26 protein-coding genes and 6 pseudogenes are annotated in these 26,364 nt (G+C 70.5%); 13 read left to right on the top strand and 19 right to left on the bottom strand.

The genetic code is table 11. The features are described from left to right. Window positions 1-122 precede the first annotated feature (122 nt). Window positions 123-503 carry a DUF4345 domain-containing protein gene (locus ACMTAK_RS03740; RefSeq protein ID WP_413804802.1) on the bottom strand — a complete coding sequence of 127 codons (381 nt, stop codon included), beginning with the start codon at window positions 501-503 and terminating at the stop codon, window positions 123-125. Window positions 504-529: 26 nt separating this feature from the next. On the opposite strand from ACMTAK_RS03740, the pseudogene ACMTAK_RS03745 reads away from it, so the two are divergent. Then, window positions 530-640: pseudogene (locus ACMTAK_RS03745) on the top strand (TetR/AcrR family transcriptional regulator); the annotation flags it as partial. Window positions 641-642: 2 nt separating this feature from the next. On the opposite strand, the gene ACMTAK_RS03750 reads toward ACMTAK_RS03745, so the two are convergent. The 12 genes and pseudogenes from ACMTAK_RS03750 to ACMTAK_RS03805 all read right to left on the bottom strand — a co-directional run bounded on the left by ACMTAK_RS03750 (window position 643) and on the right by ACMTAK_RS03805 (window position 10,746). After that, a complete protein-coding gene (locus tag ACMTAK_RS03750) occupies window positions 643-1,671 on the bottom strand; it encodes a glycosyltransferase family 9 protein (RefSeq protein ID WP_413804803.1) in 1,029 nt (342 codons plus the stop codon). After that, window positions 1,668-3,128: a PfkB family carbohydrate kinase gene (locus tag ACMTAK_RS03755; protein ID WP_413804804.1), complete on the bottom strand. Its 1,461-nt coding sequence runs from the start codon at window positions 3,126-3,128 to the stop codon at window positions 1,668-1,670. The genes ACMTAK_RS03750 and ACMTAK_RS03755 overlap by 4 nt, the downstream gene beginning before the upstream one ends. A gap of 3 nt (window positions 3,129-3,131) precedes the next feature. Beyond that, window positions 3,132-3,803, bottom strand: coding sequence for a D-sedoheptulose-7-phosphate isomerase (locus ACMTAK_RS03760; protein WP_413804805.1), 672 nt, complete (start codon window positions 3,801-3,803; stop codon window positions 3,132-3,134). A gap of 102 nt (window positions 3,804-3,905) precedes the next feature. Further along, window positions 3,906-5,147 carry a glycosyltransferase gene (locus ACMTAK_RS03765; RefSeq protein ID WP_413812787.1) on the bottom strand — a complete coding sequence of 414 codons (1,242 nt, stop codon included), beginning with the start codon at window positions 5,145-5,147 and terminating at the stop codon, window positions 3,906-3,908. A gap of 15 nt (window positions 5,148-5,162) precedes the next feature. Then, window positions 5,163-5,523: pseudogene (locus ACMTAK_RS03770) on the bottom strand (NAD-dependent epimerase/dehydratase family protein); the annotation flags it as partial. Window positions 5,524-5,943: 420 nt separating this feature from the next. Next, window positions 5,944-6,384 (bottom strand): annotated as a pseudogene (locus tag ACMTAK_RS03775) (glycosyltransferase family 2 protein); the annotation flags it as partial. Further along, entirely contained in the window at window positions 6,381-7,367 is a 987-nt protein-coding gene (locus tag ACMTAK_RS03780; RefSeq protein WP_413804806.1) for a polysaccharide pyruvyl transferase family protein, read from the bottom strand. The gene ACMTAK_RS03780 and the pseudogene ACMTAK_RS03775, both read right to left, overlap by 4 nt. Before the next feature lie 102 nt (window positions 7,368-7,469). Further along, a complete protein-coding gene (locus tag ACMTAK_RS03785; RefSeq protein ID WP_211122428.1) occupies window positions 7,470-7,664 on the bottom strand; it encodes a DUF2795 domain-containing protein in 195 nt (64 codons plus the stop codon). A 240-nt stretch (window positions 7,665-7,904) separates the two neighbouring features. Next, window positions 7,905-8,144, bottom strand: a complete 240-nt coding sequence (locus tag ACMTAK_RS03790) for a hypothetical protein (RefSeq protein ID WP_413804807.1) — start codon at window positions 8,142-8,144, stop codon at window positions 7,905-7,907. Then, a complete protein-coding gene (locus ACMTAK_RS03795) occupies window positions 8,145-9,284 on the bottom strand; it encodes a sensor histidine kinase (protein WP_413804808.1) in 1,140 nt (379 codons plus the stop codon). Further along, window positions 9,277-9,972: a response regulator transcription factor gene (locus ACMTAK_RS03800; RefSeq protein ID WP_413804809.1), complete on the bottom strand. Its 696-nt coding sequence runs from the start codon at window positions 9,970-9,972 to the stop codon at window positions 9,277-9,279. The genes ACMTAK_RS03795 and ACMTAK_RS03800 overlap by 8 nt, the downstream gene beginning before the upstream one ends. Window positions 9,973-10,041: 69 nt before the next feature. Next, on the bottom strand, window positions 10,042-10,746 hold the full coding sequence (locus tag ACMTAK_RS03805; protein WP_413804810.1) for a VanZ family protein: 705 nt from the start codon (window positions 10,744-10,746) through the stop codon (window positions 10,042-10,044). Window positions 10,747-11,605: 859 nt separating this feature from the next. Between ACMTAK_RS03805 and ACMTAK_RS03810 the strand changes: the two genes are divergently transcribed. After that, on the top strand, window positions 11,606-12,139 hold the full coding sequence (locus tag ACMTAK_RS03810) for an EF-hand domain-containing protein (protein WP_413804811.1): 534 nt from the start codon (window positions 11,606-11,608) through the stop codon (window positions 12,137-12,139). Window positions 12,140-12,249: 110 nt separating this feature from the next. On the opposite strand, the gene rox is transcribed toward ACMTAK_RS03810, so the two are convergent. Beyond that, a complete protein-coding gene (gene rox / locus ACMTAK_RS03815) occupies window positions 12,250-13,680 on the bottom strand; it encodes a rifampin monooxygenase (protein ID WP_413804812.1) in 1,431 nt (476 codons plus the stop codon). A 581-nt stretch (window positions 13,681-14,261) separates the two neighbouring features. Between rox and ACMTAK_RS03820 the strand changes: the two are divergent. The 5 genes and pseudogenes from ACMTAK_RS03820 to ACMTAK_RS03840 form a co-directional block, all read left to right on the top strand. Further along, a pseudogene (locus ACMTAK_RS03820) lies at window positions 14,262-14,615 on the top strand (substrate-binding domain-containing protein); the annotation flags it as partial. 37 nt (window positions 14,616-14,652) lie between these two features. After that, window positions 14,653-14,943, top strand: coding sequence for a LacI family DNA-binding transcriptional regulator (locus ACMTAK_RS03825; protein WP_413804813.1), 291 nt, complete (start codon window positions 14,653-14,655; stop codon window positions 14,941-14,943). A gap of 78 nt (window positions 14,944-15,021) precedes the next feature. Next, a complete protein-coding gene (locus tag ACMTAK_RS03830) occupies window positions 15,022-15,210 on the top strand; it encodes a hypothetical protein (RefSeq protein WP_413804814.1) in 189 nt (62 codons plus the stop codon). A gap of 41 nt (window positions 15,211-15,251) precedes the next feature. After that, complete coding sequence (locus tag ACMTAK_RS03835) at window positions 15,252-15,896, top strand: SagB/ThcOx family dehydrogenase (protein WP_413804815.1); 645 nt, start codon at window positions 15,252-15,254, stop codon at window positions 15,894-15,896. Between the two features lie 114 nt (window positions 15,897-16,010). Then, a complete protein-coding gene (locus ACMTAK_RS03840; protein WP_413804816.1) occupies window positions 16,011-17,051 on the top strand; it encodes a vWA domain-containing protein in 1,041 nt (346 codons plus the stop codon). A gap of 319 nt (window positions 17,052-17,370) precedes the next feature. Here the strand turns inward: ACMTAK_RS03840 and ACMTAK_RS03845 are convergent, their stop codons facing one another. The 3 genes from ACMTAK_RS03845 to ACMTAK_RS03855 form a co-directional block, all read right to left on the bottom strand. Further along, window positions 17,371-18,255, bottom strand: coding sequence for an oxidoreductase (locus tag ACMTAK_RS03845; protein ID WP_413804817.1), 885 nt, complete (start codon window positions 18,253-18,255; stop codon window positions 17,371-17,373). Between the two features lie 108 nt (window positions 18,256-18,363). Then, entirely contained in the window at window positions 18,364-18,837 is a 474-nt protein-coding gene (locus ACMTAK_RS03850) for a nuclear transport factor 2 family protein (protein ID WP_413804818.1), read from the bottom strand. Window positions 18,838-18,990: 153 nt separating this feature from the next. After that, window positions 18,991-19,968: an EamA family transporter gene (locus ACMTAK_RS03855; RefSeq protein WP_413804819.1), complete on the bottom strand. Its 978-nt coding sequence runs from the start codon at window positions 19,966-19,968 to the stop codon at window positions 18,991-18,993. A gap of 84 nt (window positions 19,969-20,052) precedes the next feature. Here ACMTAK_RS03855 and ACMTAK_RS03860 point away from each other — a divergent pair, with 84 nt between their 5' ends. The 6 genes and pseudogenes from ACMTAK_RS03860 to ACMTAK_RS03885 form a co-directional block, all read left to right on the top strand. Next, window positions 20,053-20,952: a LysR family transcriptional regulator gene (locus tag ACMTAK_RS03860; RefSeq protein ID WP_413804820.1), complete on the top strand. Its 900-nt coding sequence runs from the start codon at window positions 20,053-20,055 to the stop codon at window positions 20,950-20,952. A 174-nt stretch (window positions 20,953-21,126) separates the two neighbouring features. Then, on the top strand, window positions 21,127-21,903 hold the full coding sequence (locus tag ACMTAK_RS03865; protein WP_413804821.1) for a (5-formylfuran-3-yl)methyl phosphate synthase: 777 nt from the start codon (window positions 21,127-21,129) through the stop codon (window positions 21,901-21,903). Between the two features lie 8 nt (window positions 21,904-21,911). Next, window positions 21,912-22,223 (top strand): annotated as a pseudogene (locus tag ACMTAK_RS03870) (aldehyde dehydrogenase family protein); the annotation flags it as partial. Between the two features lie 47 nt (window positions 22,224-22,270). Beyond that, complete coding sequence (locus ACMTAK_RS03875; RefSeq protein ID WP_413804822.1) at window positions 22,271-23,398, top strand: NAD(P)-dependent alcohol dehydrogenase; 1,128 nt, start codon at window positions 22,271-22,273, stop codon at window positions 23,396-23,398. After that, on the top strand, window positions 23,395-24,303 hold the full coding sequence (locus tag ACMTAK_RS03880; RefSeq protein ID WP_413804823.1) for a class I SAM-dependent methyltransferase: 909 nt from the start codon (window positions 23,395-23,397) through the stop codon (window positions 24,301-24,303). The genes ACMTAK_RS03875 and ACMTAK_RS03880 overlap by 4 nt, the downstream gene beginning before the upstream one ends. Window positions 24,304-24,352: 49 nt before the next feature. Further along, window positions 24,353-24,598 (top strand): annotated as a pseudogene (locus ACMTAK_RS03885) (AI-2E family transporter); the annotation flags it as partial. Between the two features lie 157 nt (window positions 24,599-24,755). Here ACMTAK_RS03885 and ACMTAK_RS03890 read toward each other — a convergent pair. Together ACMTAK_RS03890 and ACMTAK_RS03895 are read right to left on the bottom strand one after the other, a co-directional pair. After that, a complete protein-coding gene (locus ACMTAK_RS03890; RefSeq protein ID WP_413804824.1) occupies window positions 24,756-25,298 on the bottom strand; it encodes an NADPH-dependent F420 reductase in 543 nt (180 codons plus the stop codon). Window positions 25,299-25,353: 55 nt separating this feature from the next. Next, entirely contained in the window at window positions 25,354-26,286 is a 933-nt protein-coding gene (locus tag ACMTAK_RS03895) for an NAD-dependent epimerase/dehydratase family protein (protein WP_413804825.1), read from the bottom strand. Between the last annotated feature and the right edge of the window lie 78 nt (window positions 26,287-26,364).

Genomic DNA, 26,364 nt, shown 5'->3' on the forward strand with positions numbered 1-26,364 from the left:
CGCTAGAGGTGCCATCGATGTACCGCGCTCCGACTGTCCCCCGGCTCTTCACTGGTGATATCCCCCCGCCGCACCGGGGGAACGCCGGAGGCCGGGATCGGTCTGGGCGGGCTCAGGCGCTTTCACCGGCCGACGGGCGCGGCCTCCACGTCGCCGCGCGGGGTCCGCTCCTCCGCGTCGGCCGGCCAGAAGAAGACCGGCGGCAGGCCGAGCTCGATCACCGCCAGTGCGATCTGGAACCACTGCGGCCAGCCGTGCGCGGCGAGTGAGAGCAGCCGGCCCATGCCGCCCAGCAGGAAGACGCCGGCCGACCACCGCACCGCCCGAGCCGGGATCGGACTCTGCCGCGCGGCCCACAGCCAGGCCGGCCCGTAGCCGACGAAGCCGGCCCCCATGAACCGGGCCCAGCTGTCGACCGTCGTGCCGACGGAATCGGCGCCGGGGATCGCGGCGTTGCCAAGTGCCACGTGGTACAGCCCGATCGTCGCGCAGGCCCAGCCCATCAGCTGCGTGAGTACGCGCAGAGTTGAACCGGGTCCTGGCGGGCGACCCGGTGATCCAGACGATCATGACGAACGAGCTGGACGCGCTCCGCGCGCGGCTGCTGGCCGTACTCCCGCTCGCGGACGAGAGCGCCCGTGCTCATCCGGCGGCTCCGGAGGGAGTGGCCGGGTACGGGCGCGGGGCAGCCGGGCGGGGGAGCCTGCCGACCGCCGCCAGGACATCGGCCACGCTGATGTCGAGCAGTCGCTCGTCGGGGACGGTGCCGTGCGCGTCCCCCGGCCGGGGGTCGGCGTCGCTGCCGTACCAGAGCGCTTGGTGCAGCTCGCAGCGCGGTGGTCCCCACAGCCGGGGGGCCACCGGCCCGAAGAGGACGACGGACGGGGTACCCAGGGCGGTCGCCAGATGTGCCAGGCCGGTGTCGCCCACGAGCACGGCCCGGGCCCGGGCGACGAGTGCGACGAGTTCGGCGAACGGTACGTCGGCGTGGCCGCCGAGCACGGCCGACGGGGGCAGCCCGGCGGCCCGGGCGACCCGATGGGCCAAGGGGGCCTCATCGGCGCCCGCGGTGACGACAACCCGGTGGCCGGTCGCGGTGAGCGCCCGTCCCACCGCGGCGAAGCGCTCGGCGGGCCACCGGCGCGCGACGGCATCGGCGCCGGGATGCAGGACCACCGCATCGGGCGCGGGCGAGTCGCGGCCCCGGGGAGCGGTGATGCGCTGGTCGCCCGGGTCGGCGGGGATGCCGTACCAGAGGAGCAGCCGGCACCAGCGGCTCCACTCGTGTTCGTCGTCGCGCCACAGCGGCCCGGGGATCTGAGGGGTGCCGGGGTGGGCGTAGGCCAGGGTGTGGCCCGGACGCAGGGCGGTCAGCAGACGGTGGCTGGGCGGCCCGTTGCCGTGGAGATCCACGGCCACCTCCGGTGGCGGTCCGGTCCAGTCGATCCGGGTGGGGACGGCCCGGGCGGGAGCCGATGCGGGCAGCACCCGGTCGACGGCTCCGGTCGCCGCCGCGGCCTCGGCCAGGCGGCCGGGTGCGGCCAGCACCAGTTCGTAACCGGGGTGGGAACGCCGGAGTGCGCGGAGGGCCGGGACGGCCGTGAGCAGGTCGCCGAGGCCGAGGGCGCGCAGGACCAGCAGGCGGGGGCGGTGGCCCGCGGGGCGCGTCATCGGTGGATCCGCGAGGGTGCCGGGGCCGGAGCCGGGTGGACGGTGGACCCGGGGGCCGGCCGGCGGGCGAGTTCGGTGGTGGACCGGCCGTCGAGGTACGGCAGGACGGGGGCCTGCCCGCCCCGTTCGTGCGACACGGTGGCCTCGGGCAGGGTATCGGCACTGTAGTCGCCGCCCTTGACCCGGACGTCCGGGCGCGGCCTGCGCAGCAGCGGCTCCGGGGGGTCCTCGTCGAAGACGGCGACGGCGTCGGCACAGCCCGGTCCGGACAGCACCCGGACCCGGTCCGCGACCGGATTGACCGGGCTGCCGGGGCCCTTCGAACCCCCCACGGAAGCATCGGAGTTGACGCACACGATCGGGCAGTCGCCGGTACGCCGGGCGTTCTGGAGCAGTCCGACGTGGCCGGCGCGCAGCAGGTCGAAGCAGCCGCCGGCGGCGACGGTACCGCCCCGGACACGGACCGCTTCGGCCAGGCTGTGGGCGTCGCACGGGCGCCCGGGGGCCTCGTCGCCGCTGAGGGCGTCCACCGGCCGGAGGGCACCGGTGCCGCCCGGCGCCACGAAGGCGGCGGCTTCTGTGACGGCCAGTTGGACCGCCTGCTCCGGCAGCCCTTCACCCGCCGGCACGCTCGTCACGGTGGCGGCGAAGCAGTCTCCGGCGCCGCAGGGGTCGCCCTGGGCCCGGTGAGCGGCTGGGACGTACATGTGGTCGCCGCTGTTCGGGCGGGTGAGGAGCGCACCGCGCTCCCCCAGTGTGACGGCGACGGCCGCGGCGCCCCAGAGTTCACCGAGGCGGCTGCCCCGGGCTCCGTGGACGCGCAGGGATCCCTGATCGCTTTCGGGGCCGCCGTCGGAGCCGAGGTGCAGCCGGGCCTCGGCGGCGTCGGGGGCGGCGGGCCGTACGCCGGGCATGGGCCGCTCTCCACGCGGGTGCGGGTCCCAGGCCAGGGGCGCGGTGTGCGCCGCGTCGACGAGGTGGGGGCGCGCCGCACCCGCGGTGCCGCGGCCGTAGTCGGCGACGAGGACGGCTCCGGAGTCGGCGACCAGGACGGCTCCGGCGTTCCGAAGAGCGGCGATCGCGGCTCTTCCAGGAGGCCCCGGCGTTCCGCCCCCTCGGTCGACGCGGACCAGGGGGCGGCCTCCGGCGCGGATCCTGGTTTTGGCCGGGAGGGTGCCATCCAGGGGCAATTCGGCCAGGGCGACCCGGGAGCACGGGGCCTCGCGGACCGCACGGCTCGCGGCGTCGTCCCCCGGCGCGGTGACGAGGACGACCTGGCGCCCGCCGCGGGCGGCGAGCAGGGCGGCGGGTCCGGCGCCGCCGGGGCGGCCGCGTTCCACGGCGACGTCGGCGACGGGGGCCGGGGCGTCGGGTGCCAGGCGAGTGGCTTCGCCGTCGACGTCCCCGTTCAGCAGGGTGTCACCGACCACGACCAGGGGTCGTTGCGCGGGACTCATGGCTCACCTCCGGTCGATCGCGCGGCCGAGGCGGGGGGTGGGGGTTTCGGTGCGCGGGAGGTCGTAACGCCGTGTGGTCACGGGGTCGGTGGTCTCCGTGGCGAGGGTCTCGTGGTCGAAGGTCTCGCACAGCAGATGGAGAGTCACCAGGTGGGCCTCCTGGACGGTCGCCGTGGTGCCAGAGGCGATGCACAGAGTGTCGTGGGCGCGGAGGGCCAGCGGGTTGGGCCGAGGGCCGGTCATGGCCCAGACCCGCAGCCCGGCGGCGCGCCCGGTGTCGGCGGCGGCCAGCAGGTTCGGGCTGCGTCCGGAGGTGGACATCAGGACCAGCACATCGCCGGGTCTGCCGTGTGCGGCGACTTGTCGGGCGTACAGCTCCTCGAAGCCGTAGTCGTTGCCGATGGCGGTGAGGCTGGAGGTGTCGGCGTGCAGGGCGATGGCCGAGTAGGCGGGGCGTTCGCGGCGGTAGCGGCCGACGAGTTCGGCGGTCAGGTGCTGGGCCTGGGCGGCACTGCCCCCGTTGCCCGCGGCGATGAGTCGGCCGCCGACGGGGAGGATGGCGGCCAGGTGCCGGCCCCATGCGGTGATCTGTTCCAGGCCGTTGTCGCGCAGGTGCGCCACGGCGTCCTGGAGCGACTGGCAGTGTGCCTGGGCGGCGCGCAGCGTGTCGGTCATGGCTGTCCGGGCCTGTCCTTCGCCTGTGGGCGGGGTATCGGCCCGCACCTCCTTCCCGTGAGCGGGGCGGCCACCCGCCGGTGGCCGCCATGGGGGGCGGTGTCAAGCCGCCCTGGGTGGTCCGGCCGCGGCCAGCAGATCGCGGTAGGCGGTTTCTGTGGCCGCGGCGACCCTGTCCCAGCTGTAGCGGGTCAGGACGCGCCGCCGACCCGCCCGTCCGCAGGTGGCGGCCGTCTCGGGGGAGGCGAGGAGCCCGGCGACCGCCTCGGCCAGAGCGGCGGGGGCCTGGGGCGGTACCAGCCGGCCGGTGGCGGGGTCGACGACCGTGTCGCGCTGACCGCCCACGGCCGTGGCCACCACGGGTGTTCCGCAGCTCATGGCTTCCAGGGGCACGATGCCGAAGGGCTCGTAGTCGGCGGGGCACAGGACGAGGTCGGCGGCGCGCAGCAGGGCGGGCACCTGTTCGGTCGGCAGGCCACCGGTGAATCCGACGCGGTCGGCGACGCCCGCCCGGCGGCTCAGGGCCCTCAGACGGCGTACCTCCGGGTCGTGGTCCAGCTGGGCGGGCGGCGGACCGCCGACGATGAGAAGGGCGGCGTCCGGCAGCAGCGGGAGGGCGGCGACGGAGACGGCGGCCCCCTTCCGGGGCACCAGCCGGCCGATCTGCACCAGCAGCGCCCGGTTCCCGGGCCGGGGCGTGGTGGGCCCGTCGGGGGTGAAGAGCCGGGTGTCGACGCCGCAGGGCACGACCGTGATCCGGTCTGTGCTCAGGCTCATGGCGGCCAGTTCGGCGACTTCGTCCCGGCAGGTGGCGATGACGCGGTCACAGCCCTCGCCGACCTTCGTCTCCCACGCGATACGGTCCGGTGAGCTGGTGTCCGCGTCCTTCTGATGGCGCCGCTTGACGGTCCCGAGCGCGTGGTACGTGTGCGCCAGCCGCAGTCCGAGGGCCCGGGCGGCCTGGAGGGAAGCCACTCCGGACATCCAGTAGTGGGAGTGGACGATATCGGGCGGGGCGGTCCGCCACTCCTGTTCCAGGTAGTTTCCGAAGTCGGGCATGTACGGCAGCAGATCGTCCTTGGGCAGCGGCCGCGCCGGGCCCGCGGGCACGTGCCGCACCTCGACGCCCGCGCGCATCGGCACGCCTGCGGGCAGGTCGGGCGCGTCGCGGCGGGTGTAGACCCGGACGCGGTGGCCGCGGCCGGCGAGGGCCCCGGCGAGGCGGGCGACGTGCACGTTCTGGCCGCCCGCGTCCACCCCGCCGAGTGCCGCGAGCGGGCTCGCGTGCTCCGAGACGAGCGCGATGTCCAGCGGCGCGCGGGCGCGGTCGAACCACGGTGTCATCGGGTCACCTCCTCCCAGCGCGTTACGGGTGCCGAGGCTGCCGGTCTCCAGGTCAGGGGCAGTCGCAGGTAGTCGGCGGGCGAGGCCGGGGACGCGAAGTGAAGGACGAGGTGGACCGGCCGGTCCCGTCGAAGGGCTCGGTGACGTCCCCGCGGCGCAGGGAGAAGCCTGGCCGCCCCATCAAGTGGGCGACGTTCTCCGGGGTGCCGGTGCAGAAGTCGTCCACGCAGGTGACGGCGGTGCCCTGAGCGAGCAACGCTGAGCACAGGTGCGAGCCGACGAACCCCGCCCCGCCGGTGACGACGGCGTGCGCCCAGGCGCGGTCAGGTGCTGCGGAGTTACTGAGCGCCATGACCATTCCCCTCCCTTCGCGCATGGGAACCCACGGATACCCGTACGAAGAGGACGCAATCAACAATTAGGCGGCCTACAGACCATTCGGTCTATCGATGTCCCGCCGGCACCGCTCACGGGACGGCGGCGGGCTCCTCGACGTTCGGGGCCGACCGCGGGGAGGGGGTACGGACGGACTCCGGCACGCAGGCGGTTACGGGCTTCACTCCCGTACGGGGCGCCGTGCGACGAGCGTGACACAGCGTGCCCGCACCGATCACCGCCCCTCGGGCGGCGGATCGGTTTGCAGCACCGTGGTCCCGGCCGTGTCAGAGACCGACTCGACGACGGCCATCGGTGCCGTGACCGCCAGCAGCATCACCAGGGTGGGTGTGAGCCCGGCGACGACCCGCAGAAGCGCTCCGGCCGCGGCGAACGCGCCGACCGATCAGCCGTACGGAGGGCTGCCGCATGCGCCCGGCCAGGACGGCGCCCACGATGCCGTCGGCGGCCGGCGCAGCTCCGCCACGATGGGGTCCTCGGTGCCCACGGGCTCCACGAGGATGCGGCCGTGACGGTGGCGAGGAGCGGATGGCGGTCGACTGGTCCACGGCGGTCTCCAGGGCGCCGGGCGCGCACCACGAGTCGTCGTCGCAGAAGGCGATGTACGGAGTGCGTACCTCCCTGACGGCCACGTTGCGGCCGAGGGCACCGAGATTGCGGCGAAGGCGCAGAAGCCGCACGCCCGACGTGCCATCGCGTCGGCGGTCCCGTCGGTGGAACCGTTGTCGGACACGATCACGGGCGGCCGTTCGGGCTGCTCCGCCAGCCGGTCGAGCGTATGCAACAGCTCGGCGCGCCGATTGCGGGTAATGATGACCACGGTGATGCGGGCGCCGGTCATGGCCCGCTGCTCGCGTCGCTCGTATGCCCTCGCCCGCCCCCAGGCCCCGCAGCTGTCGTCAGCGCCCGCACCAGCTCCGCCGTCCCGTCGTCCCGGGTGTCGTGGAAACGCGCGCCCAGGAACTCCTCCCGGCGCCGCTCGGCGAGGTCACGGCCGGCGCCCAGGCACCAGGACCACCACCGGTCGAGATCGGCGCGGGCGCATTGGGCGGCGCCCAGAGTCGCAGGCCAGGAGAGGGCCCTGGCCTGCGCCGATACCTTCGCCCCACCGGCCACGGGATCGACGGCCAGCGCCGGAACACCCGCCCGCAGAGCCACCACGAGCCCGTGCAGACGGTCGGTGACCATCAGGTCCAGCCGTCTCACCACCGACTCGAACTGCCCCGCCGTCGTACACAGCCGCCAGTCGTGCGCGTCGAGCCGAGTGGTCAGCTCCACGCATGCGCAGTCCTTCGCCGCCAGCCACCGGGTCAACGTGGTCGCCACCTCGGCGTGGCGGCGCGCGTCCGCGTACTCCCCCTGCCCGTGTGTGAGGACCACTCCGACGACCGGGACGCCGGGGCCCGTGGTAGCACCGGCGGCCAGGTCCCGTGCCGGACGGACACTGCCGGGGGCGTCACGGGGCAGGACGTGGTGGAAGCCGGTGACAGCCGGGGCGGAGGCATCGATCACGGACGTGCCGACGGCGATACGGACACAGGAGGGAAAGCTGCGGTGCAATTCCTCGACCTGGCGGCCGTGTGCGGGGCCGCAGAGGAATACCAGGTGGGTATAGGGGTTTCCGACCGCCTCGGACAGGTGCAGGGCGTCGGGCCGGTAGCCGGCGCTCCAGACCACGTCGTACGGAATCCCGCGGCGGTCCAGACAGGCTCGGACCCGGCGCAGCGCGAGCGCGTCACCCGCGGTGACCTCACCGTCCACGAAGCTGAACCAGCCGGTGAGCAGCACTCTCCCGGGCTCCGCCGCCGCGTGCTCGGTGGCCATTCGGTCTCCCGCCTCTTCGTACCCGGCCGGGCTGGTGGTGGGCGGCGTTCAGCGCGTGCGCACTCCCCCGCCGCCCACCGTTGCCCGTCCTCGCCGACCGGGCTACTTGCCCTTGAAGACTGCCTTCTGCACCTCGTCCGGGCCCTCGAACCGGCCCTTCTTGAGATGCGCCAGCTGATCGACCAGTTGCCGGTCCGCACCGTTGTCCTTGGCCCGCTCGACCAAGGAGTCACGGTCGGCCGGATAGCTCGCGTCCTTCAGAGCCTTCTGGAGGTCTGTGGGGTTGGGCTTGGCCATGGCGCATCCCTCCCTTCGCACTTTTTGGGTTTCACTGCCTTCACCGGCGCGGCACTCGATCCGCCGTGCCTACGCCGCCGGGTTACCCGCCGCCATGGGAGTCAATCAGCCATACCCACCGAAATGCGGTAGATACTGCTGCCCCGGTCCGCCGCTCTGCGCCACTCGCCGCCCGCGTACCCGAAGCGGCGCTCATGGGCACGATGATTCGGGCATGGATTCCTGAGAAATCCAACGTGCTCACCGCAGGCCCGCTCGCCCCAACCACTCCACGGTCACCTCGATGCCGCACAGCGCCGAGTGGACCAGGAGAAGCACACCTCGGGGGCGCAGCAGCGGGGGCGCGTCCTGCCAGATCTGGTCGACCAGCGCCCGGCCCCCACTCCTGCGCCACCCCGACGGCCACACCGAGATCCTCCACTCATCCGCCACGCCCCGCACACCGGCCCCCGCAGCGATGACATCGCCCTCCTGCTCCACCTACAACCGGATGGCGGATGACATACCCTCCGTTTGCGGCGTGCCGGGGAGTCGAATCGTGACAAGGAGCCCGCCGACGGGGCGGGGTGTGAGGTCGAGGGTGCCGTCGTGTGCTCGGACGATGCTGTGCACGATCGCCAGCCCGAGGCCGACGCCGGCATGCTCGTCGGTGCGTATGCGTTCTGTTACGCGTTGGAAGGGTTCGGTGAGGGTCGGTACCAGTTCCGATGGGAGCGGACGGCCCGTGTTCTCGACCCGCAGCACGCTCGCGTCGTGCCGCCGTTCGGTGTGGACCGTTACGGTGCCGCCTGCGGGGAGGTTGTGAACGATGGCGTTCTGGACGAGGTTCGTGACCATCCGCAGTATGAGCTCCCCGGAGCCGACGGTCTGTGTTGTCTCGCCGGTGACGTCGAGCGTGATCTGCCGCTTTTCGGCGAGGGGAAGCAGCGTTTCGGCGGCTTCTTCGGCCATGAGGGAGAGGTCGACGGGCTCGCGGGTGAAGCTCCCGCGGTCGGCGCGGCTGAGCAGCAGGAGGGCCTCGGTGAGGTTGATCGCCCGGGTGTTGACCGTGTGAAGGCGTTCTATGAGTTCGCCCTGGTCCCGCGTGGGGTCGTTGCGGGCGGCGTCGAGGAGTGTCTGGGAGATTGCCAGCGGGGTGCGCAGTTCGTGGGAGGCGTTCGCGGCGAACCTCTGCTGCTCGGCGACGTGGGACTCGAGTCGTTCGAGCATGGTGTCGAACACGTCGGCGAGTTCGCGGAGTTCGTCCTGGTGGCCCTTCATGCGGATCCGGTGGGACAGCGACCCGTTCGCGGCCGTCCGGGCCGCGTATGCGATCCGTGTGAGTGGTGCGAGCATCCGGCCGGCGAGGATCCATCCGCCCAGGAGGCCGAACACGAGGAGGAAGGCCAGTGCCGTGGCCGCGGCGGGGGCGAAGCCGCGCAGGAGGTCGGAGCGGTTGGGCCCGAAGATGACGATCGCGCCGCCGAACGTCTTCTTGATGGCTCTGGGGTCGTTGGTCGGTAGCCAGCGCAGCACGAATACCCAGACCACGGACAGCAGGAGAGCGCCGGCGAGGAGGAGGAATCCGGCGTAGCTGACGGTGAGTTTCAGTCGGGCGCTGAGCCCTGGGCGTCTATTCATGAGTGCCGCCGGGGTGGGAGGTGTCCATGCCGGTGTCGATGCGGTAGCCGACGCCGGGCACCGTGGCGATGAGCCATGGTTCGCCGAGTCGTTTGCGCAGAGCGGAGACGGTGATGCGGACGGCGTTGGTGAAGGGATCGGCGTTGTTGTCCCAGGCCCGCTCCAGTAGTTCTTCGGAGCTGACGACACCGCCTTCGGCGGCCACGAGGACTTCGAGCACGGCGAACTGTTTGCGGGTGAGCGCGACGTAGCGTCCGTCGCGGAAGACCTCTCGGCGGAAGGGATCGAGGCGCAGGCCGGCGATCTCGCGGACCGGGGGCCGGGCATACGCGCGTCTGCGGTCGAGCGCCCTCAGCCGCAGGACGAGCTCCCGCAGCTCGAAGGGTTTGGTGAGGTAGTCGTCGGCGCCGACCTCGAAGCCGGAAGCCTTGTCGTCGATCCGGTCGGCGGCGGTGAGCATGAGGATCGGGATGCCGCTGCCGGAGGCGACGATGCGCCGGGCGATCTCGTCGCCGGAGGGGCCGGGGATGTCGCGGTCGAGGACCGCGAGGTCGTAGGAGTGGATGCTGAGCAGTTCCAGGGCGGAGTCGCCGTCGCCGGCGATGTCGGCGGCGATCGCCTCCAGCCGCAGACCGTCACGGACGGCTGCGGCCAGGTAGGGCTCGTCCTCCACGATCAGCACGCGCATGTCTGAAGCCTAAGCAGCACGACATATCGCCGCCGTATGCAAAGACGTGTGCACACCGGAACACGCGACTCAGCCTGCCGGTGCCGACGCGGGGCGAGGCTGGTCGGACGGCGCTTCCGCCGTAGTGCGCCACCAGCGGCGCGACGCCAGCGAGGCCAGTACGGCGCCGGCGGCGTTGACCAGTACGTCGTCCACCGAGGACACCCGGTCCAGCCGCAGGACGTACTGCGCGGTTTCGACCAGGACCGAGCAGCCCGCCCCGAGTGCCAGGATCCGCGGCACGGACGCCGGCGCCGCGAAGCGCATCGGAGCGAAGAAGCCCAGCGCCGCGAAGACCAGCAGGTTGCCGACGATCCCGAACGGCCCCATCGTGACCAGGTCCCGCAGCGGCACCAGGCTCACCCGCGGCGGGACGGTACCGGCCCCGGCACCCGGCATCAGGGTCAGCCACAGGAACGGCACCGTCCCGTGGACCATGCCCACCTCGGCCAGCGACATCCGCCACGCCGACGCGACGCCGGCGGCACGCCGCCGACGGGCCAGAGCCCACACCACCAGCGCGGCCAACGGCAGCGCGACCAACGCCATGAGCACCACACCGTTGAACGTGTCCAAGCAGCCGTGCCACCGTCCGGCCGTACACCTCGGAGCGGACATCATGAGCGGCCGCCGCACGACGAACACGGCGCCCGCCATACCCAGGACCGCCATACCGAGGAACACGATTCCGCGCGTGCGGCGGGGCGGTGCGGACAGGGATGCGTTCTGGTTCATGCCCCCATTGGAGACGGACGTGCCGTTGCGGTGGCGTATGCGATTTTCGATACGCCCGCGATACCTGGAATCCCCGGCGTCGAGGAACCGGCGCAAGCAGGCAGTGAGTCGGTCCCGCCGCTGGTGATCGCGCCAGCCCGGCTACCGCAGGTGCTGGACGACTCGCACGCCGGGTGAGGCGGCAGCGATGGCCACGCACGGCTGAAACCCCATGCCGTCAGTGGCGGTTGCTGGCTTCCGCAGGGCGACGGAAGACGTGAAGAACCTTGAGGACCTCATCTGAGTCAGCCAGCTGCTGCTCATCGGCAACCTCAACCAACTGCTGCTCGCCTGGCCCACACACGGGGCCCTGTCGCCGAGGCCGCCTTCCGCCGCTGGCGCGACCGGCCACCGGCCGGGCCGGCGCCGGGCACCGAACCGCCCCAGGGTCGGTGTGCGGGCTGCGGCAGCGACCTGTGGGCGGCCCTGGGCCTGGACACCGGCGGCCCCCGGGTCGGCGAGGCCCTGGCACACGAGGGCTGGGCGGGGCGGCTACGGCTGGTCGTCTGCTTCGCCTGCGACGTCGACGGCTACCCGACGTTCCTGAAGGTCACCCCAGATGGCGACTGCCGCCCCACCGATCCCCCGGCGCGGGGCGGCCGGCGCCGACGTTGCATTCGATCCGGGCACACAGGTTCCAAGGCGATTCCGTCCTTCGGGTGGATAAAGAGGAACACCCACCGTATGAGAAAGCCGTCGGCCAAATAGTGGGCAAGGCAGCCGGACACGAACTTCCGGCCGCGCCCGAACATGGCGGTTTTTCCTGTCTTCCGCCCAACGCCCTGAACAGCCCACGGATCGAAGAAGGGTGACAACATTCATGCGCACGGAGGCCACCAAGCGGGTCGCACACGTCTTCTCCCTCTTCGACACCAACGGCAACGGCGTCCTCGAAGCCGAGGATTTCGACCTCATGGCGAACAACGTCATCGAGGCCGCGCCCGACGCGGACGAGACGGCGAAGGACGCGATGCGCGCCGCGTTCCGCCGGTACTGGACGACCCTGGCCGCGGAACTGGACGCCAACGGCGACGGCAAGATCAGTTACGAAGAGTACGTAGCCTGCGTGCTCTCGCCCGAGCGCTTCGACTCGACGATCGGTGTGTTCGCCGAGGCGCTCGCCGCGCTCGGCGACCCGGACGGCGATGGACTCATCGAACGTCCCGCGTTCGTCGCGTTGATGCGGGCGATCGGCTTCAAGCGCGCCAACATCGACGCACTCTTCGACGCCTTCGGACCCTCAGGCCTGGACCGGATCCAGGTGGCCGTCTGGGTCGCCGGGATCAAGGACTACTACGCCCCGGACAAGGCGGGCATCCCGGGTGACCTCCTGGTCTCGGGCACGGTGGTCTGACCGCGGGAACCGACAATGAACGGCCGAAACGGGCGGTTGGGGCGCCGGGTGGGCTCGTCGCACCGCGGCTGACGCCTCCCCCAGCCTCCCGTTCGGCCGCTCGGGCGAAATCAGCTGGCGGGCTTCCCGAACCAGCGGGAGAGGTGGTCGTCCAGGCCCCGCTGATCGTCACCGATCCAGGCGACGTGGCCGTCGGGACGTAGCAGGACGCAGGGAACATCCAGTGCCGCGGTGGGGTCCGCGAGGTAATCGACCCGGTCCGACCAGCCGCCGACGGTCAGGCGTTCGGTGCGGTCCAGCAGCAGGCCGCGGCCGCGATGCAGCAGACCGTAGAGGTGGCCGCGTTTCACCTCGATGTCGGGCAGGCGGCGGCCGAGCAGGTCGGGGCCTTCGCCGAAGTCGTAGCGGATACCGATCGCGGTGATCTTCTCGATCAGATAGCGGTTCACCTCGTCGAAGTCCATCAGTTCGGTGAGCAGCCTGCGCACGGCCTGCGGGCCCGGTTCGGTGGAGTGCAGTTCCATCTGGGCGCGGGTGTTGTCCAGCACGTCCTCGGCGACCGGATGGCGTTCGGCCTGGTAGGTGTCCAGCAGTGTCTCCGGTGCCCAGCCGCGGATTTGTGCGGCCAGTTTCCAGCCGAGGTTGAAGGCGTCCTGAACGCCCAGGTTGAGGCCCTGTCCGCCGGTGGGCGGATGGATGTGTGCCGCATCGCCGGCCAGCAGCACCCGCCCGACCCGATAGCGTTCGGCCAGCCGGGTGGCATCCCCGAAGCGGGACAACCAGCGCGGGGAGTGCACGCCGAAATCGGTTCCGGCGATGGTACGCAGCTCTTGTTTGAAATCCTCGAGGGTGGGTGGTTCCGCGCGATCGCTGACATGCGCGGCGGGGACGACGACGCTATATGCCCCTTCGCCAAAGGGCCTGAGCCAGAATCGCCTATTGGTCTCGCCGATCTCGGTCACCTTGGCGGCGATCTCCTCCTGCGGCACGCCCACTTCCATCTCGCCCATCAGCGTCTCGGTCCGCGAGGGCTCACCGGGGAAGCCGACGCCGAGCAGTTTGCGCACCGTACTGCGCCCGCCGTCACAGCCGACGAGATACCGCGCACGCAGCTGTTCGCCATCGGCGAGCTCGACGGTCACACCCTCGTCGTCCTGCTCGAAATCGACCACCGCACCACCGCGCCGGACCTGCGCGCCCCGTTGGGTCGCATGCTGTTCGAGCAGGTCGACGATGACCGGCTGCGGGATGCCCAGCAGATAGGCGTGCGCGGAATCCAGACCTTTGGGCGCGGGTTTGTTGATGGCTGCGAAGAATCCGCCGGCCGGACGCCGTCTTCCCTGTTCGAGAATGCGATCCAGCAGTCCACGCATTGCCATCAGCTCGATACTGCGAATGTGCAGACCGACGATGCGGACGAACGACACGGGCTCGGTTTCCTTCTCCAGAACGAGTACCCGCACATCGTGCAGGCGCAGTTCGGCGGCCAGCATCGCGCCGGTCGGCCCGCACCCGGCAATGATCACGTCAAACACAGGCATAGGTGTTGCCTTTCGGGAGTGCCTTGTTGTCGAGGCGCTCCCGGCGACACCTACGTCAATCGCCCGACCGTGACGGAAGGGGGAGCACCCACATCGATACAGCGTTCATGGGTCTCACCTCCCCGGGCGGTGTCACGGTCCACTGCAAGCTACAAGCCCGAGCATCGTCCGGTCCAATCCTTTTCCCAGCAGAGAAGTGAGAGTCGGACACCAGCGCTGAGGCCATTCGCCGACTCCGTGCTGCGCGAGGCCCAGGGACACGGGATGTCCGTGCGCATCACGCAGACCCACGGCGATGTGCGGCGCGAGCGCGGCGTCTGTGACGACCCGTACCTGCGGCACGTGGACGGAATCCTGCTCGTTCCTGTCGCGCTCGGCCAGGAGGACATGCGGGCGCTGCCGGTGACGAAGCCGCTGGTCGTGGCCACGGCGTCGTTCACCGCGGGCCGCGTCGACTCCTTCGACACCGAGCGGTTCGAGGCGGCGCGCACGGTGGTGGCCCATCTCGTCGCAGGTCTGCGCGACGCCGGGCTGCCGGTGAGCCGCCGACGGGTGGTGAGCACGGAGACCGTCACGTTCGCGGCGGGCGCCGACGCCGTGCGGACGCCCATCGAGCGGGCGCCGAGACGGGCGCCGTTTTCGCGCCCGGCGACGCGCTCGCCCTGGGCGCGCTCCTCGGTCCGCGGGACGCGGGGCGCACCGTGCCGGGGGACGTCGTCGTGGTCGGGTTCGGCAACGTCGCGCAGGCCGCGTACTGCACGCCCACCCTCACCACCGTCGACCCGGGGCGGGAGGAGATGGCATACCGCGCCGTCTCGCTCCTGGCGGAACGCGCACAGGCGCGGCCGACCGGCGCGGTGCTCCCCGAACCGGGACACCACACGGTCGGGTTCCGCCTTGTCGAACGGGAGTCGAGCGCCGTTGCCAGTGAATGAGCCGGAGTCGTCCGGGGACCGGCCGACGGTGGTGCGCATGCGCGACGTGGCCGCCACCGTCGGTGTGTCCGTCAAGACCGTGTCCAACGTCGTCAATGCCACCGGGCAGGTGAACGAGGCGACCGTCCGAGCCGTGCGCGCCACCGTCGAGGAGCTCGGCTACCGTCCCAACCCCCTGGCCCGCGGCCTCAATTCGAGGGCGACGGACACGGTGACGCTCGCCCTGCCGGGCCTCGGGTACCGCGCGGGACCTGAGGGATCCTCCAGACCGGCGGCGGCAGCATCGGCGCGCCGCACGGCGGACCCGGAGTCTGGGAGCCGTTCCTGACCGTCGACGGCGCCGGCCGCCTGGCCACGTACTTCTCCGACGAGCGGCGCGAGCCCGAGTACGCCCAGATCATCGCCCATGCGCCATACCGTCGATCCGAAGACGGGCGAGCACAGGTTCCAGCCGGCCACGAGTCGGGACGGTAAGCACTACATCTGGGGCGGGGTCTGGTATCTGCCGGCCGGCTCCGACCCGTCCATCGGCCTCGTCTCCCTGGCCGGCAAGGGAGTGACCGCACGCTTCGACTACGTGTGCTTCTACTCCTGACGCCGTTCCCGCCGCCCTTCCGGACGTGCTTGTCTGGACTGATGTCACAGCGGGAAGTGCCTCTGAAGCCTGTTCGGCCCACGCCTCCGATTGGAGGTCTGGGATCGTTGCTGATACGGCGACGCAGCACACGCGGCTTCGGGTCCCGGCCCCTGAGCATCGCCCAGGTCGCACTCATGGTGTGGGCGGCGCAGGGGCGGACAACTGGTGAGCACCGCTCATGCCCGTCGGCGCACGCGTTGTATCCACTGACACTTACCGTGGTCGCGGGCGACGTCGACGGCCTCGCCGCCGGGACTTACCAGTACGACGCCGAGCGCGATGCGCTCACTCTGATCGCTGCCGGCGACCACCGCGACCGGGTCGCCGGCACTACCCTCGCCGACCACGCCTGGCTGCGTCGAGCGAGTGCGCTGCTGCTGCTCAGTGGTGATCTGGAGGCGGCTGCGCGACATTTCGCCGATCAGCCGCCGCTGGGGCAGCGGGGTGCGCGGTATGTGTGGCTGGAGGCCGGGCATGCCAGCCAGAACATCTACCTCCAGGCCACTGAGGCGGGTCTGGGCGCTGTGCTCGTTGCCGGGTTCGACGACGACCGGCTCCTTGGGCTCACCCCCGCGGTCGTCCCGTCCGGTCAGCACCCACTGGGGCTGCTCGGCGTCGGCCATCCAGCCGATGGGCGGAGTTGAATCTCCACCTGCCGATGTCATCCCCGCCACCTCCCCACCCATCCGAGTCCAAGATCGATTGTCAGTGGTGGGTGAGAAGGTAGGAGCATCGAGAAGGAAAAAAGGGGAGCGTCCATGTCCGGAAACCAGAACTACATCAATCACGTTGCTCTTGTGCTGGATGCAAGTTCGTCCATGTCACACCTGAGCCACAAGGTCGTCGAAGTCGCCGACCAGCAGATTGCGTATCTGGCCCGCCGATCGAAGGAATTGGACCAGGAAACCCGCGTCACGGTGTACGTCTTCGCCGACAAGGTGGAGTGCGTCATCTACGACAAGGACGTGCTGCGGATGCCGTCCCTGAAGCAGCTTTACCGGGTCGGTGGAATGACGGCTCTGCTGGCGGCCACACTGAAGTCGCAGCGGGAGCTGGCGCAGACGGCTCAACTGTACGGGGACCACAGCTTCCTGACGTTCGTGCTGACGGACGGCCAGGAGAACGCAAGTCATCGCTGCCTGGATGCCCCTACCAAGAATCCGCGTGAACTCGTGCAGGCCGTGGCCAAGTTGATGGCGACGCAGGAGGACAACTGGACACTGGCCGTCCTTGTGCCGGACCAGATGGGCAAGCGCGAGGCCATGCAGTGCGGTTTCCCGAAGGACAACATCGCCATCTGGGACGCCACGAGCACACAGGGCCTGGAGGAGGCAGGGCAGGTCATCCAGCAGGCCACCGAGAACTTCATGGTGGGCCGAGCACAAGGCATCCGGGGATCGCGGGCGGTGTTCTCCACGGGTGTTGAGGCGGTCAACAAGGACACCATCAAGGCAGCCGGCCTCACCCCGGTGGACCCGTCGGAATACCAGCTGATTCCAGTGGCTCGCGAAGCGCCGATCCGGGAATGGGTCATCGAATGCGGGCACACCTTCCGTACCGGCTGTGCGTTCTATCAGCTGAGCAAGTCGGAGAAAATCCAGGCGCGGAAGCAGATTGCGGTGCTGGAGAAGAAGACGGACCGGGTCTACACGGGGCCGGAGGCCCGATCCCTGCTCGGCCTGCCGGACACGGAAGTCCGCGTCAATCCGGACCGCAACGACGACTTCACGATATTCGTGCAGAGCACCAGCGTGAACCGGAAGCTGGTCCCGCACACGCGGCTGCTGCTCATGATCTGAGGCAGCGCGAGCCGGGACCCGAGCCCAGCCCGTCGAGGTGAGCGAGGTGCCGCGACCCCGTTGTCCGGGGCGCGGCACCTCCAGCGTGTGTCCATCAGCTATCTCGTGCTCCGACCGCACAGGTTCCCCGGGTGGGTGTGACGGCCGGGTGCCCGCAGCGGTGGATGTCAGGCAGGTCAACACGGTCGCGCCACCGAGATGGACCCGTTGTCCCGCGCGATGCCGGCGGGGTTCGCTGAACTCGTGCGGGCGGCCGGTCTGGGGCAGTGGAGAAGTACATCAACACCCAGTGGGAACGCCCCTGGACGAAGAACAGGAGTCAGCCGGGTCCATCGCTGGCGGCCGCGAGGAGTGGCACCACCAGATCGCTGATCGGCGTCGGGATGCCGTGGACCCGTCCGCGGCGCGGCACAACACCGTTGCGGATATTCCATTCGAGCGGCCGGTCGGCTTCGCGGTCGGCGAGGATGGAGGTGCCCATATCGGCCGGGTAAGCCTGGAGGCTGTCAACGATCTCTCGCGGCACCTCGTCGCTCAGTACCGCGCCCTCGGCTCGGGCAACCTCGAGGCACTCCCGTAGATAGGCCAGGGACAGCTCGGCGATATCGGCCCTGGCAAATACACCGGCGCGGCGGCCCGTGAGGACCATCAATCCGGCGACCGCGTTCTGCAGCAGCTTGCGCCACGCCACAGACGTGAAGTCCGTGGCCAGGTCGGCCGAACACCGAGTGCCGCGCAGAGCCTCGAGCACCACATGAGACGCCGGCATGTCCGGCAGGGTGAGACGCGCTTCGCCGCGCAACCACACCGAACCGTCGGGCTGCGCTTGGGCGGGGAACCACACGACCGAGGGGATGGCCCGGGCGCCGGAGAGGTGAGGCGCGACAATCGATCCCTGCTCGACGCCGTTCTGCAGAACACAGACAACGGTGTCCGTACCGCACAATGCCGTCAACCATGGTGCCGCCGCCTCGACCTGCGTCGACTTGACTGCGAGGAAGACAAGGTCGACCGCTCCGTCAGCGTGTGCCGGGTCGATCTGCACGGGCCCCGGCACGACGACGCGGCCTTCGCCTACGTGCAGCTCGAGGCGATCACGCGCTGTGCGGCCACATATCCTCGGCGTACGGCCGACCTCATGCAGTGCCGCCGCCACGGTCGTGCCGATCGCCCCCGGCCCCACAACTGCGACGGTTGGATCCATCGACATCATCATCTCCTTGAGTACGCGCGCCGAAACCGACCGCCGAACACGCCGCGCGCTTCCCCATCTGATCGACGGCGTACGCCTTCGCGTCCCGTCCCGGGGCGACTACCGCTGTGCGGCGGCCTGGCGCGCGTGGCGGCTCACATCGCCGATCAGGTTGATGCGGACGCGTCGCTCTGCGAAGCGCCACCGCCCATCGCGGCGCTCGAAGCGGTCATGGTACCGACCGGCGGCGATGGGTTGCAGCGGCAGGTCGGGCAGTGCCTGGAACACGGTGACGTACGAACGCGAGACCGCAGTGCTCGCCTGTTCATCGACCTCGATGGCAACGTTGGTGGTGACGTGATGGGTTCGCGGCGTGCCGTCGGCGTAGACGATCAACGTGTCCTTGAACATCTTCTCGATCGCGTCGCGCCCGCTGACTGGCTCGCCAGTGCCCGTGAAGGTGGCTTCGGCGAGCAGCGTGCCGAGTCCCGCGAAATCGCCGTCGTCCACGAGTTCGGCGTAACGTGCGATCAAGTTCTCGATGGCTCGGTAGCTCGACGTCGGATCGGCGGGCATGCCGATGGATGTGGACATGGTCTCCTCCAAGCGAAGCGGGAGATCTTCGGCGTGCCGCCCCTGGCGACAGCAAGGCTGCGAATCGGCCGGTTGCGACACGTCAGCTTGGCACGTTCTGACACCTGCATGAACGCTGCCACCGATCGGCCGGATCGCCGCCGACCGGCCGTACTACTCGGGCAAGCACACAGCAGCCCGGTCCTGATCATGTCGTACGGGCTCCGGGCCAGGCTCATACCGGCGAACTGGTGCCTGTTTGGAGGATGCCGCGGGACGGACACCGGCGCGGGTGGCGCCGACGCTGGCCACGACCACGAGAACCAGGCCAACTGTCGCAACCGTCCCGGGGCGCTGGCCGAGGACGAGCAGACCGACCATGAGGGCGATGGCGGGCTCGAGGCTCATCAGGGTGCCGAACGCGGACGTGGTCAGATGACGCAGGGCGAGAAACTCGAGAGCGAAGGGGATGACGGGGCTGAGCACCGCCAGAGCCAGCATGGTCCACAGCGGTGACCACGTGACGCGTTCGGCGAGGCCCGGGGCGGCGATACCCAGCCCCACCACCGCGGCGACCGGCATGGAGACAGCCAGCCCCTTCAGGCCGGTGACGCGATCGCCGACCCGCTGGGTCAGCAGAATGTACGCGGCCCAGCATCCCGCGGCGAGCAGCGCGCTCCCCACCCCCACAGGGTCGGCGCCGCCGTGCCAGGGCTCGGTCAGCAGCACGACGCCCGTCGCCGCCGCGGCCGCCCAGATCAGGCGCCCCTGCCTCGGCCCGAAGAGGGAGACGGTGAGCGGTCCCAAGAATTCCAGCGCGCTTGCGGTCCCCAGCGGGAGACGGGCGATCGCCTGCATGAAGAAGACCATCATTCCGGCGGTCACGAGACCGAGCACCACACAGGCAAGAAGATCCCGGGAGCTGAAATCACGAGGCCGGGGGCGAATGGCGACCAGCAGAATCAGCCCCGCCCAGCCCAGGCGCAGCCCCGCGGTTCCCAGCGCGCCGAGCTGTCCGAACAGTGGAACCGTCAGAGCCGATCCGAGCTGCACGGTACACATCGCGGTGGCGGCCATGAGGAAACCGGCCCCGGCGCCGGCATGGCGCGAGCGACGGGAAGGAAGAGCCTCATTCGGTTCGGGAGCGTTCATGGGCTCCAGTAGAGATCCTCGACACCGTTCACGTCCACGTGTCGATCCCGAATGATCCGTTCGGGATTCATGGACAATGGCGGGATGGAAACACGCCGCCTGCAGATGCTGGCCGAGTTGGCCCGGAGAGGCTCGATGCGCGCGGTGGCCGAGGCCACCGGCACGACCACCTCTACGGTTTCTCAGCAGGTCGCCGCTTTGGCCCAGGACATGGGCACGGCGCTGATCGAGCCGCACGGGCGCAGGGTCAGGCTCACGCCGGCGGGTCGTCGGCTGGCGGAACACGCCGTGACGATCCTTGCGGCAGTCGAGGCCGCACGGCGGGACCTGAGTCCCGACGCCCCGCCGACCGGCACGGTGCGCGTGGCAGGCTTCGCCACAGCCATCCGAGCCCAACTTCTGCCCATCATCAGCAACTTGTCGGCAAGCCACCCTGAGCTCAGCATCCTGGTCCGTGAGCACGAACCCGCCGAAGCCCTCCATCTGCTGGCGAACGACGAGGCCGACCTCGCGCTCACCTACGACTACAACCTGGCACCGGCCGAGCCGGACCCCTCGGTCGTGATCACCCCACTGTGGACCGCTCCCTGGGGTCTGGGCATTCCCGACCACGCCGCCCGTCCCTCAGCGCCGGGCGCCCCGGAGGTCTTCCGCCGGTTCCGCACGGCGGATTGGATCGGCAACTCGCGCAACACCGGCGACGAGACCGTCATCCGGACACTCGCCTCCATGGCCGGTTTCACCCCCCACCTCACTCACCAGGCGGACAACCTCGACCTTGTCCAGGGCATGATCGCGGCAGGGATGGGCGTAGGGCTGCTGCCGATGGGCACCTCCACGCTGCCCGGTGTCCATCTGGTGCCGCTCACCGCGCCGGACGTCGTCCTGCGCGCCTTCGCCGTCGCCCGCCGGGGTCGCGACGGCTGGCCTCCGCTGGCCCTGCTGACCGACCTGATCATTCGGCAATCAGCGCAGAGCGCATAGTCTCGAACGCCGCACCGGCTACCGGCGTGCACGGTGCGCCGGGGGCGCGGAACGTCATGGCAGTGACCCTCCCGGACCCCGCGCGCCCTGCCGATGAGCCACAGGACGCGGCAATGATGAGCGGACCGCGCGTGATCCACACGACTCCGCATACCTGCCCCCTGGGCAGGTGGCATGCGGTGGAAGGAAGCCACGTTGTTGCTTCTCATCTCCCCGGACAGCGTCGAGGAGGCCCTCGACTGCGCGAAGGCGGCGGAACACCTCGACATCGTCGATGTCAAGAAGCCCGACGAGGGCTCGCTCGGCGCGAACTTCCCCTGGGTCATCCGGCAGATCCGCGACGCGGTCCCGGCGGACAAGCCGGTCTCCGCCACCGTGGGAGACGTCCCCTACAAGCCCGGCACAGTGGCCCAGGCGGCACTGGGCGCAACGGTCTCCGGAGCCACCTACATCAAGGTCGGCCTCTACGGATGTACGACGCCCGAACAGGCCATGGATGTCATGCGCGGGGTCGTCCGGGCGGTGAAGGACTATCAGCCGGACGCGTTCGTCGTCGCCTCCGGCTACGCCGACGCCCACCGGATCGGCTGCGTCAATCCGCTCGCGCTGCCCGACATCGCCCGCCGCTCCGGCTGTGACGCGGCCATGCTCGACACCGCGATCAAGGACGGGACACGGCTGTTCGACCACGTTCCGCCCGACCTCTGCGCGGAGTTCGTCCGGCAGGCCCACGAGGCCGGTCTGCGCGCCGCCCTCGCGGGCAGCGTCAAAGCCGACGACCTCGGCGCGCTCACCCGTATCGGTACCGACATCGTGGGGGTGCGCGGCGCGGTCTGCGAGGGAGGCGACCGCGACGCCGGAAGGATCCAGCCGCGGCTGGTGGCCGCCTTCCGGGCGGAGATGGACCGGCACGCCCGGGAACACGCGCCGTCCGTCGCCACCGCGGGCTGACCGCCGGTATGCCGACCAGCCCGTCCCCTCGCACGACGGGGGCCCGCGGCGGGTGGATCGCCATCCTCGATCCGGCCACCGGCGAGGGCTTCGACGAGGCCCCCGATCAGCGGCCGGATGCGCTGGACGCCATCGTCGGCCGAGCCCACACCGCCTGGCGCGGCGGGCGCGCCGACCCTGCCGCCTACGGCCGGCCGGTGCGCGGCGAGATCCACTGGCGACCGCTCGGGCCCGTCGCCGCGATCGTCCCGTGGAACCTTCCCCTCCAGCTCGCCTCGGCGACGTCCGCACCCGCGCTCGCCGCGGGCAACACGATGGTGGCAACCTCAGCCCGTTCGTCGTGCACCGTCCGGTTGAGGTGTGAGGGATGAGGTTCACCGCGGCGGTACTGCGCTCCTACGAGAGCCGGTTCAGCCTCGAGGAGGTGATGCTGCACGCGGGGCCGGGCGACGGCGAGATCCTGGTGAGGATCGCGGGCTGTGGGATGTGCCGGACCGATCTCGCGGTCCGGCACTCGGCAGGCCGCTCACCACTGCCCGCGGTGCTCGGCCACGAAGGAGCCGGGATCGTGGTGGAGACGGGCGGCCCGGGCACCGGCCTGAGCTCCGGCGACCACGTCGTGCTGAGTTTCGACTCCTGTGGACACTGCCGGAACTGCATGGGCGCGGCCCCCGCCTACTGCGACTCCTTCCCCACGCTCAACCTCTTCGGAGGGCGCGAGGAGCACACGGCGCGGTTCACCGACGCGGACGGGGGCGCGTTGGCGCCCCGGTGGTTCGGTCAGTCCTCCTTCGCCGAATACGCCCTGGTCCCGGCCCGCAACGCCGTCCGGGTCGATCCCACACTGCCCATCGAACTTCTCGGACCGCTCGGCTGCGGCTTCCTCACCGGCGCCGGAGCGGTCTTCCACTCCTTCGGTGTCGGGCCCGGCGACACCATCGCGGTCTACGGCGCCGGGGCGGTCGGCCTGGCCGCGGTGATGGCGGCCACCGCCGCCGGAGCGATGACCGTGGCCGTCGACCGGCACCCCGAGCGGCTGGCCCTCGCCGAGCGGCTCCACGCGATCCCGCTGCACGCCGCATCGGCCGACCTGTCCGACCTGCCTGCCCTGGCCGATCGCATCCAGCAACTGACGGACGGCGGCGCACACTACGCACTGGACACCACAGGCTCCCCCCAGCTGATCAACAACGCGCTTCGGGCCCTGCGCCCGACCGGCCACCTCGGCCTGGTCGCACGCCTCAACATCCCATTGCCACTCGAACCGGGCACCTTGGACCGGGGCCGGAGGATCTCCCACATCTGCGAAGGGGACGCGGTGCCGGGACTGCTGATCCCTCGGCTGACCAGGCTCTGGCAGGCCGGGCGGTTCCCCTTCGACCAGCTGATCCGCACCTACCCCCTCACCGACATCAACCAAGCCGAACGCGACTGCGACGCGGGCCGCGTGGTCAAACCCGTCCTGATTCCCGCGGGGCCAAGGAAGGACACATGACCGACACAGCGCATCACAACACCGGTGTGGAAGGCGTGGAAGGGGGTGTCGGCCTGACCGCTCTCATGGTCGCCGCGGCCCGGGCGATCGAGACCCACCGCCACGACAGCCTGGCACAGGACATCTACGCAGAGCACTTCGTCCACGCCGCACCGGCCGCCGCGGACTGGCCGGTGCGCATACACCAGGTCGCGGACGGAGACGCGAACCCGCTGTGGGGACGCTTCGCCCGCTACTTCGGTCTGCGAACGAGGGTCCTCGACGACTTCCTCCTCCAGTCGGTGCGCGCGGCGGGGGCCCGCCAAGTGGTCCTGCTCGGGGCGGGGTTGGATTCGCGAGCGTTCCGACTCGATTGGCCTCCCGGCTGTGTGATCTTCGAGATCGACAGGGAAGGCGTGCTGGAGTTCAAGCACAAGGTCCTCGGCGGACTGCCGACCACCCCGAAAGCAGCCCGCGTACCGATCCCGGTAGACCTGCGCGCCGACTGGGCCGCAGCGCTGACCGACGCGGGCTTCGACACAGCCGCACCAAGCGCCTGGCTGGCCGAAGGGCTGCTGTTCTACCTGCCCAACACCTCCGAGACGAACCTCATCCACACGGTGGACCGGCTGAGCGCAGAAGGAAGCACGCTGGCGTTCGAGGTCAAACTCGACAAAGACCTGCTCGAATACCGCGACAGCCCCCTTTACACCGCGACGAAACACCAGATCGGCATCGACCTGCTCAACCTCTTCAGCCGGGAACCACGCCCCGACTCCGCAGCCGACCTCGCGGGCAAGGGTTGGACCACAACCGTCCAGACTCCCTTCGACTACACCCGCCAACACGGACGCGGCCCTCGTCCCGAACAGAACGACGCACTGGCAGGCAACCGATGGGTATTCGCCCATAAACCACGCCCCTGACGCCACCGTCCAGGAGCAGCGATAGCACCGACGGTGTCACCGAGGGCATCCACGCCGGCTCGCCACCGACATCCCCACCGTGGCCGCACGCGGCTGGGACACCCTCGGTGCCTTCGGTGCGCTCCCAGGCGCTGATCGGTCTGCTCGACGCCATCCTCGTCGGACTCGGACTGTGGGCCTTGGGAGTACCACTGGTACTGCCGCTGGCGGTACTGGCCTCATATCCGCGTTCGTCCCCATCGTGGGAGCCTGGTTCGCGGGTGCGGCCGCGGTGTTCATCGCGCTGGTGTCCTCGCCGGGGGTCACGCCGTGACCCCTCAACCGCTGCGGCATGCTGCCGCCCCCGCGGGGTGCCCGGCGGAAGCACCTCACACCGGGAGTGCTTCGCCATTACCGGCAATCCGCACGTAGCAGCCGCATCAGCGCCGCTTGGGATGGATCAATCGATCCGATCAGAGTTCGCCGGGGACGGCAAACCGGTAGAAGACGCCGCCGACCGGCTGGATGCCCATGAGCAGCCAGACCGCGTTCTCGAAGTCGCGGGCTCGTGAGAGATCCCCGACGCGCACCGGGTCGTAGCCGGCGTCATGGATGAGCCGCTCGGTGATCTCGCGGGCGCCCTCGTCCGCGACATACCAGTTGCTCGGCCGCACCCGCTGCTCGCGCACCGCGCCGAACAGGCCCGCGAAGTTCATGTTGAAACTCTTGGCCACCGGACCGCGGGTGAAGGACTTCACCTCATCCGCGTACGACGGAAAGTCGCCATGCCGCGCGGGCATGATGTTGGTCGCGTCGATCGCAGCTTTCCCCTCGATCCCGGACACCTTGCGCAGGGCTTCGGAGATCTTGTCGCCGGGAACCGCCACCAGGACGACGTCCGCTTCCGAGGCATCCCCGCCGTCACGGCCGAGTTCGTCAACATCGTGGCCCGCGGCCCGCCACAGACCGGCCAGCCCTCCGCCGATCATTCCTCTTCCGATCGTGACAATCTTCATTTTCCACTCTCCTTTGGGTTGAACCTTTATGTGTGCCGGTTGCCGGTGTGGTGTTTCACGCGCCGCCGGCGGCCACCGAGTTCCTGACGGCCTCCAGACCGGCGCCATGGGAGACGACGGGCTTGTAACCGAGTTCGGCCCCGGCTTTGTCCGTCCGCAGGAGGCACGGCTGTCCGAGGAACCACCGAGCGGGTACGGGGACCTCGCGGGCGGCGGTCTCGGCGTCCAGCTCGGGGATCGGCGTATCGACGCCGTGGATCCCGAACAACGTCTCCATGAACTCGCGCAGGATGACCGGGTGCTGGTCGGTGACGAAGTACGCCTGCCCCGGCCGGCCGTGTCGCCATCCGAGCACCAGACCCTCGACGGCGTTGTCGACAAAGGTGACGTCGGTCGTGTGCCGGGCCCCCTCGATCCAGGCGAACTGTCCGGCCTTCGCCGCCGCCACCAGGCCCTCGATGAGGATGCTGCCGGGGCCCCAGACGAACCGCGGGCGGATCGAGACCGTGGCGAAGCCGGGGGCATTCGCATCGAGGACGATCTGCTCGGCAACCGCCTTCACCGCGCAGTAGGCGGCCTCGGAGTCCGGCCGCAGCGACGCGCTCTCGTCGACGTCCACCAGGGGGTCGCCGGCCAGGAGGGCCGCTTCGCTCCCGCAGTGGACGAACCGGGGAACCAGCGCGTGACGAGCCGCGTCGACCGCTGCCCGGGTGCCGCGCACCGACACCAGCTCATGACGCTCACGGTCAGCGGTGATGTCCGTCTCGGCAGCCAGGTGGAACACCACGTCGCTGCCCGTCACCTGGTTGCGCCACGTGGCCGGTTCGGTCAACTCGCCCCGCACGTGCTCCGCGCCCAACGCCGACACCTTCGCGGCCGACCCCTCGCTTCTGACCAGAACACGGACCGCGTGCCCCTCGCCGAGGAGCCGGCGTACCAGCACCTGACCGATGAACCCCGAACCGCCCGTGACGAACGCCCGTGCCATGAAAACCTCCTTCACCGTGTGCTCGCCTTCTCGCCCGCCGTGGGGACGAGAAGCTGTCACGGGGGTTCAGCGACCAGC

The sequence above is a fragment of the Streptomyces lacaronensis genome, assembly GCF_047337785.1.
Taxonomy (GTDB): domain Bacteria; phylum Actinomycetota; class Actinomycetes; order Streptomycetales; family Streptomycetaceae; genus Streptomyces; species Streptomyces lycopersici.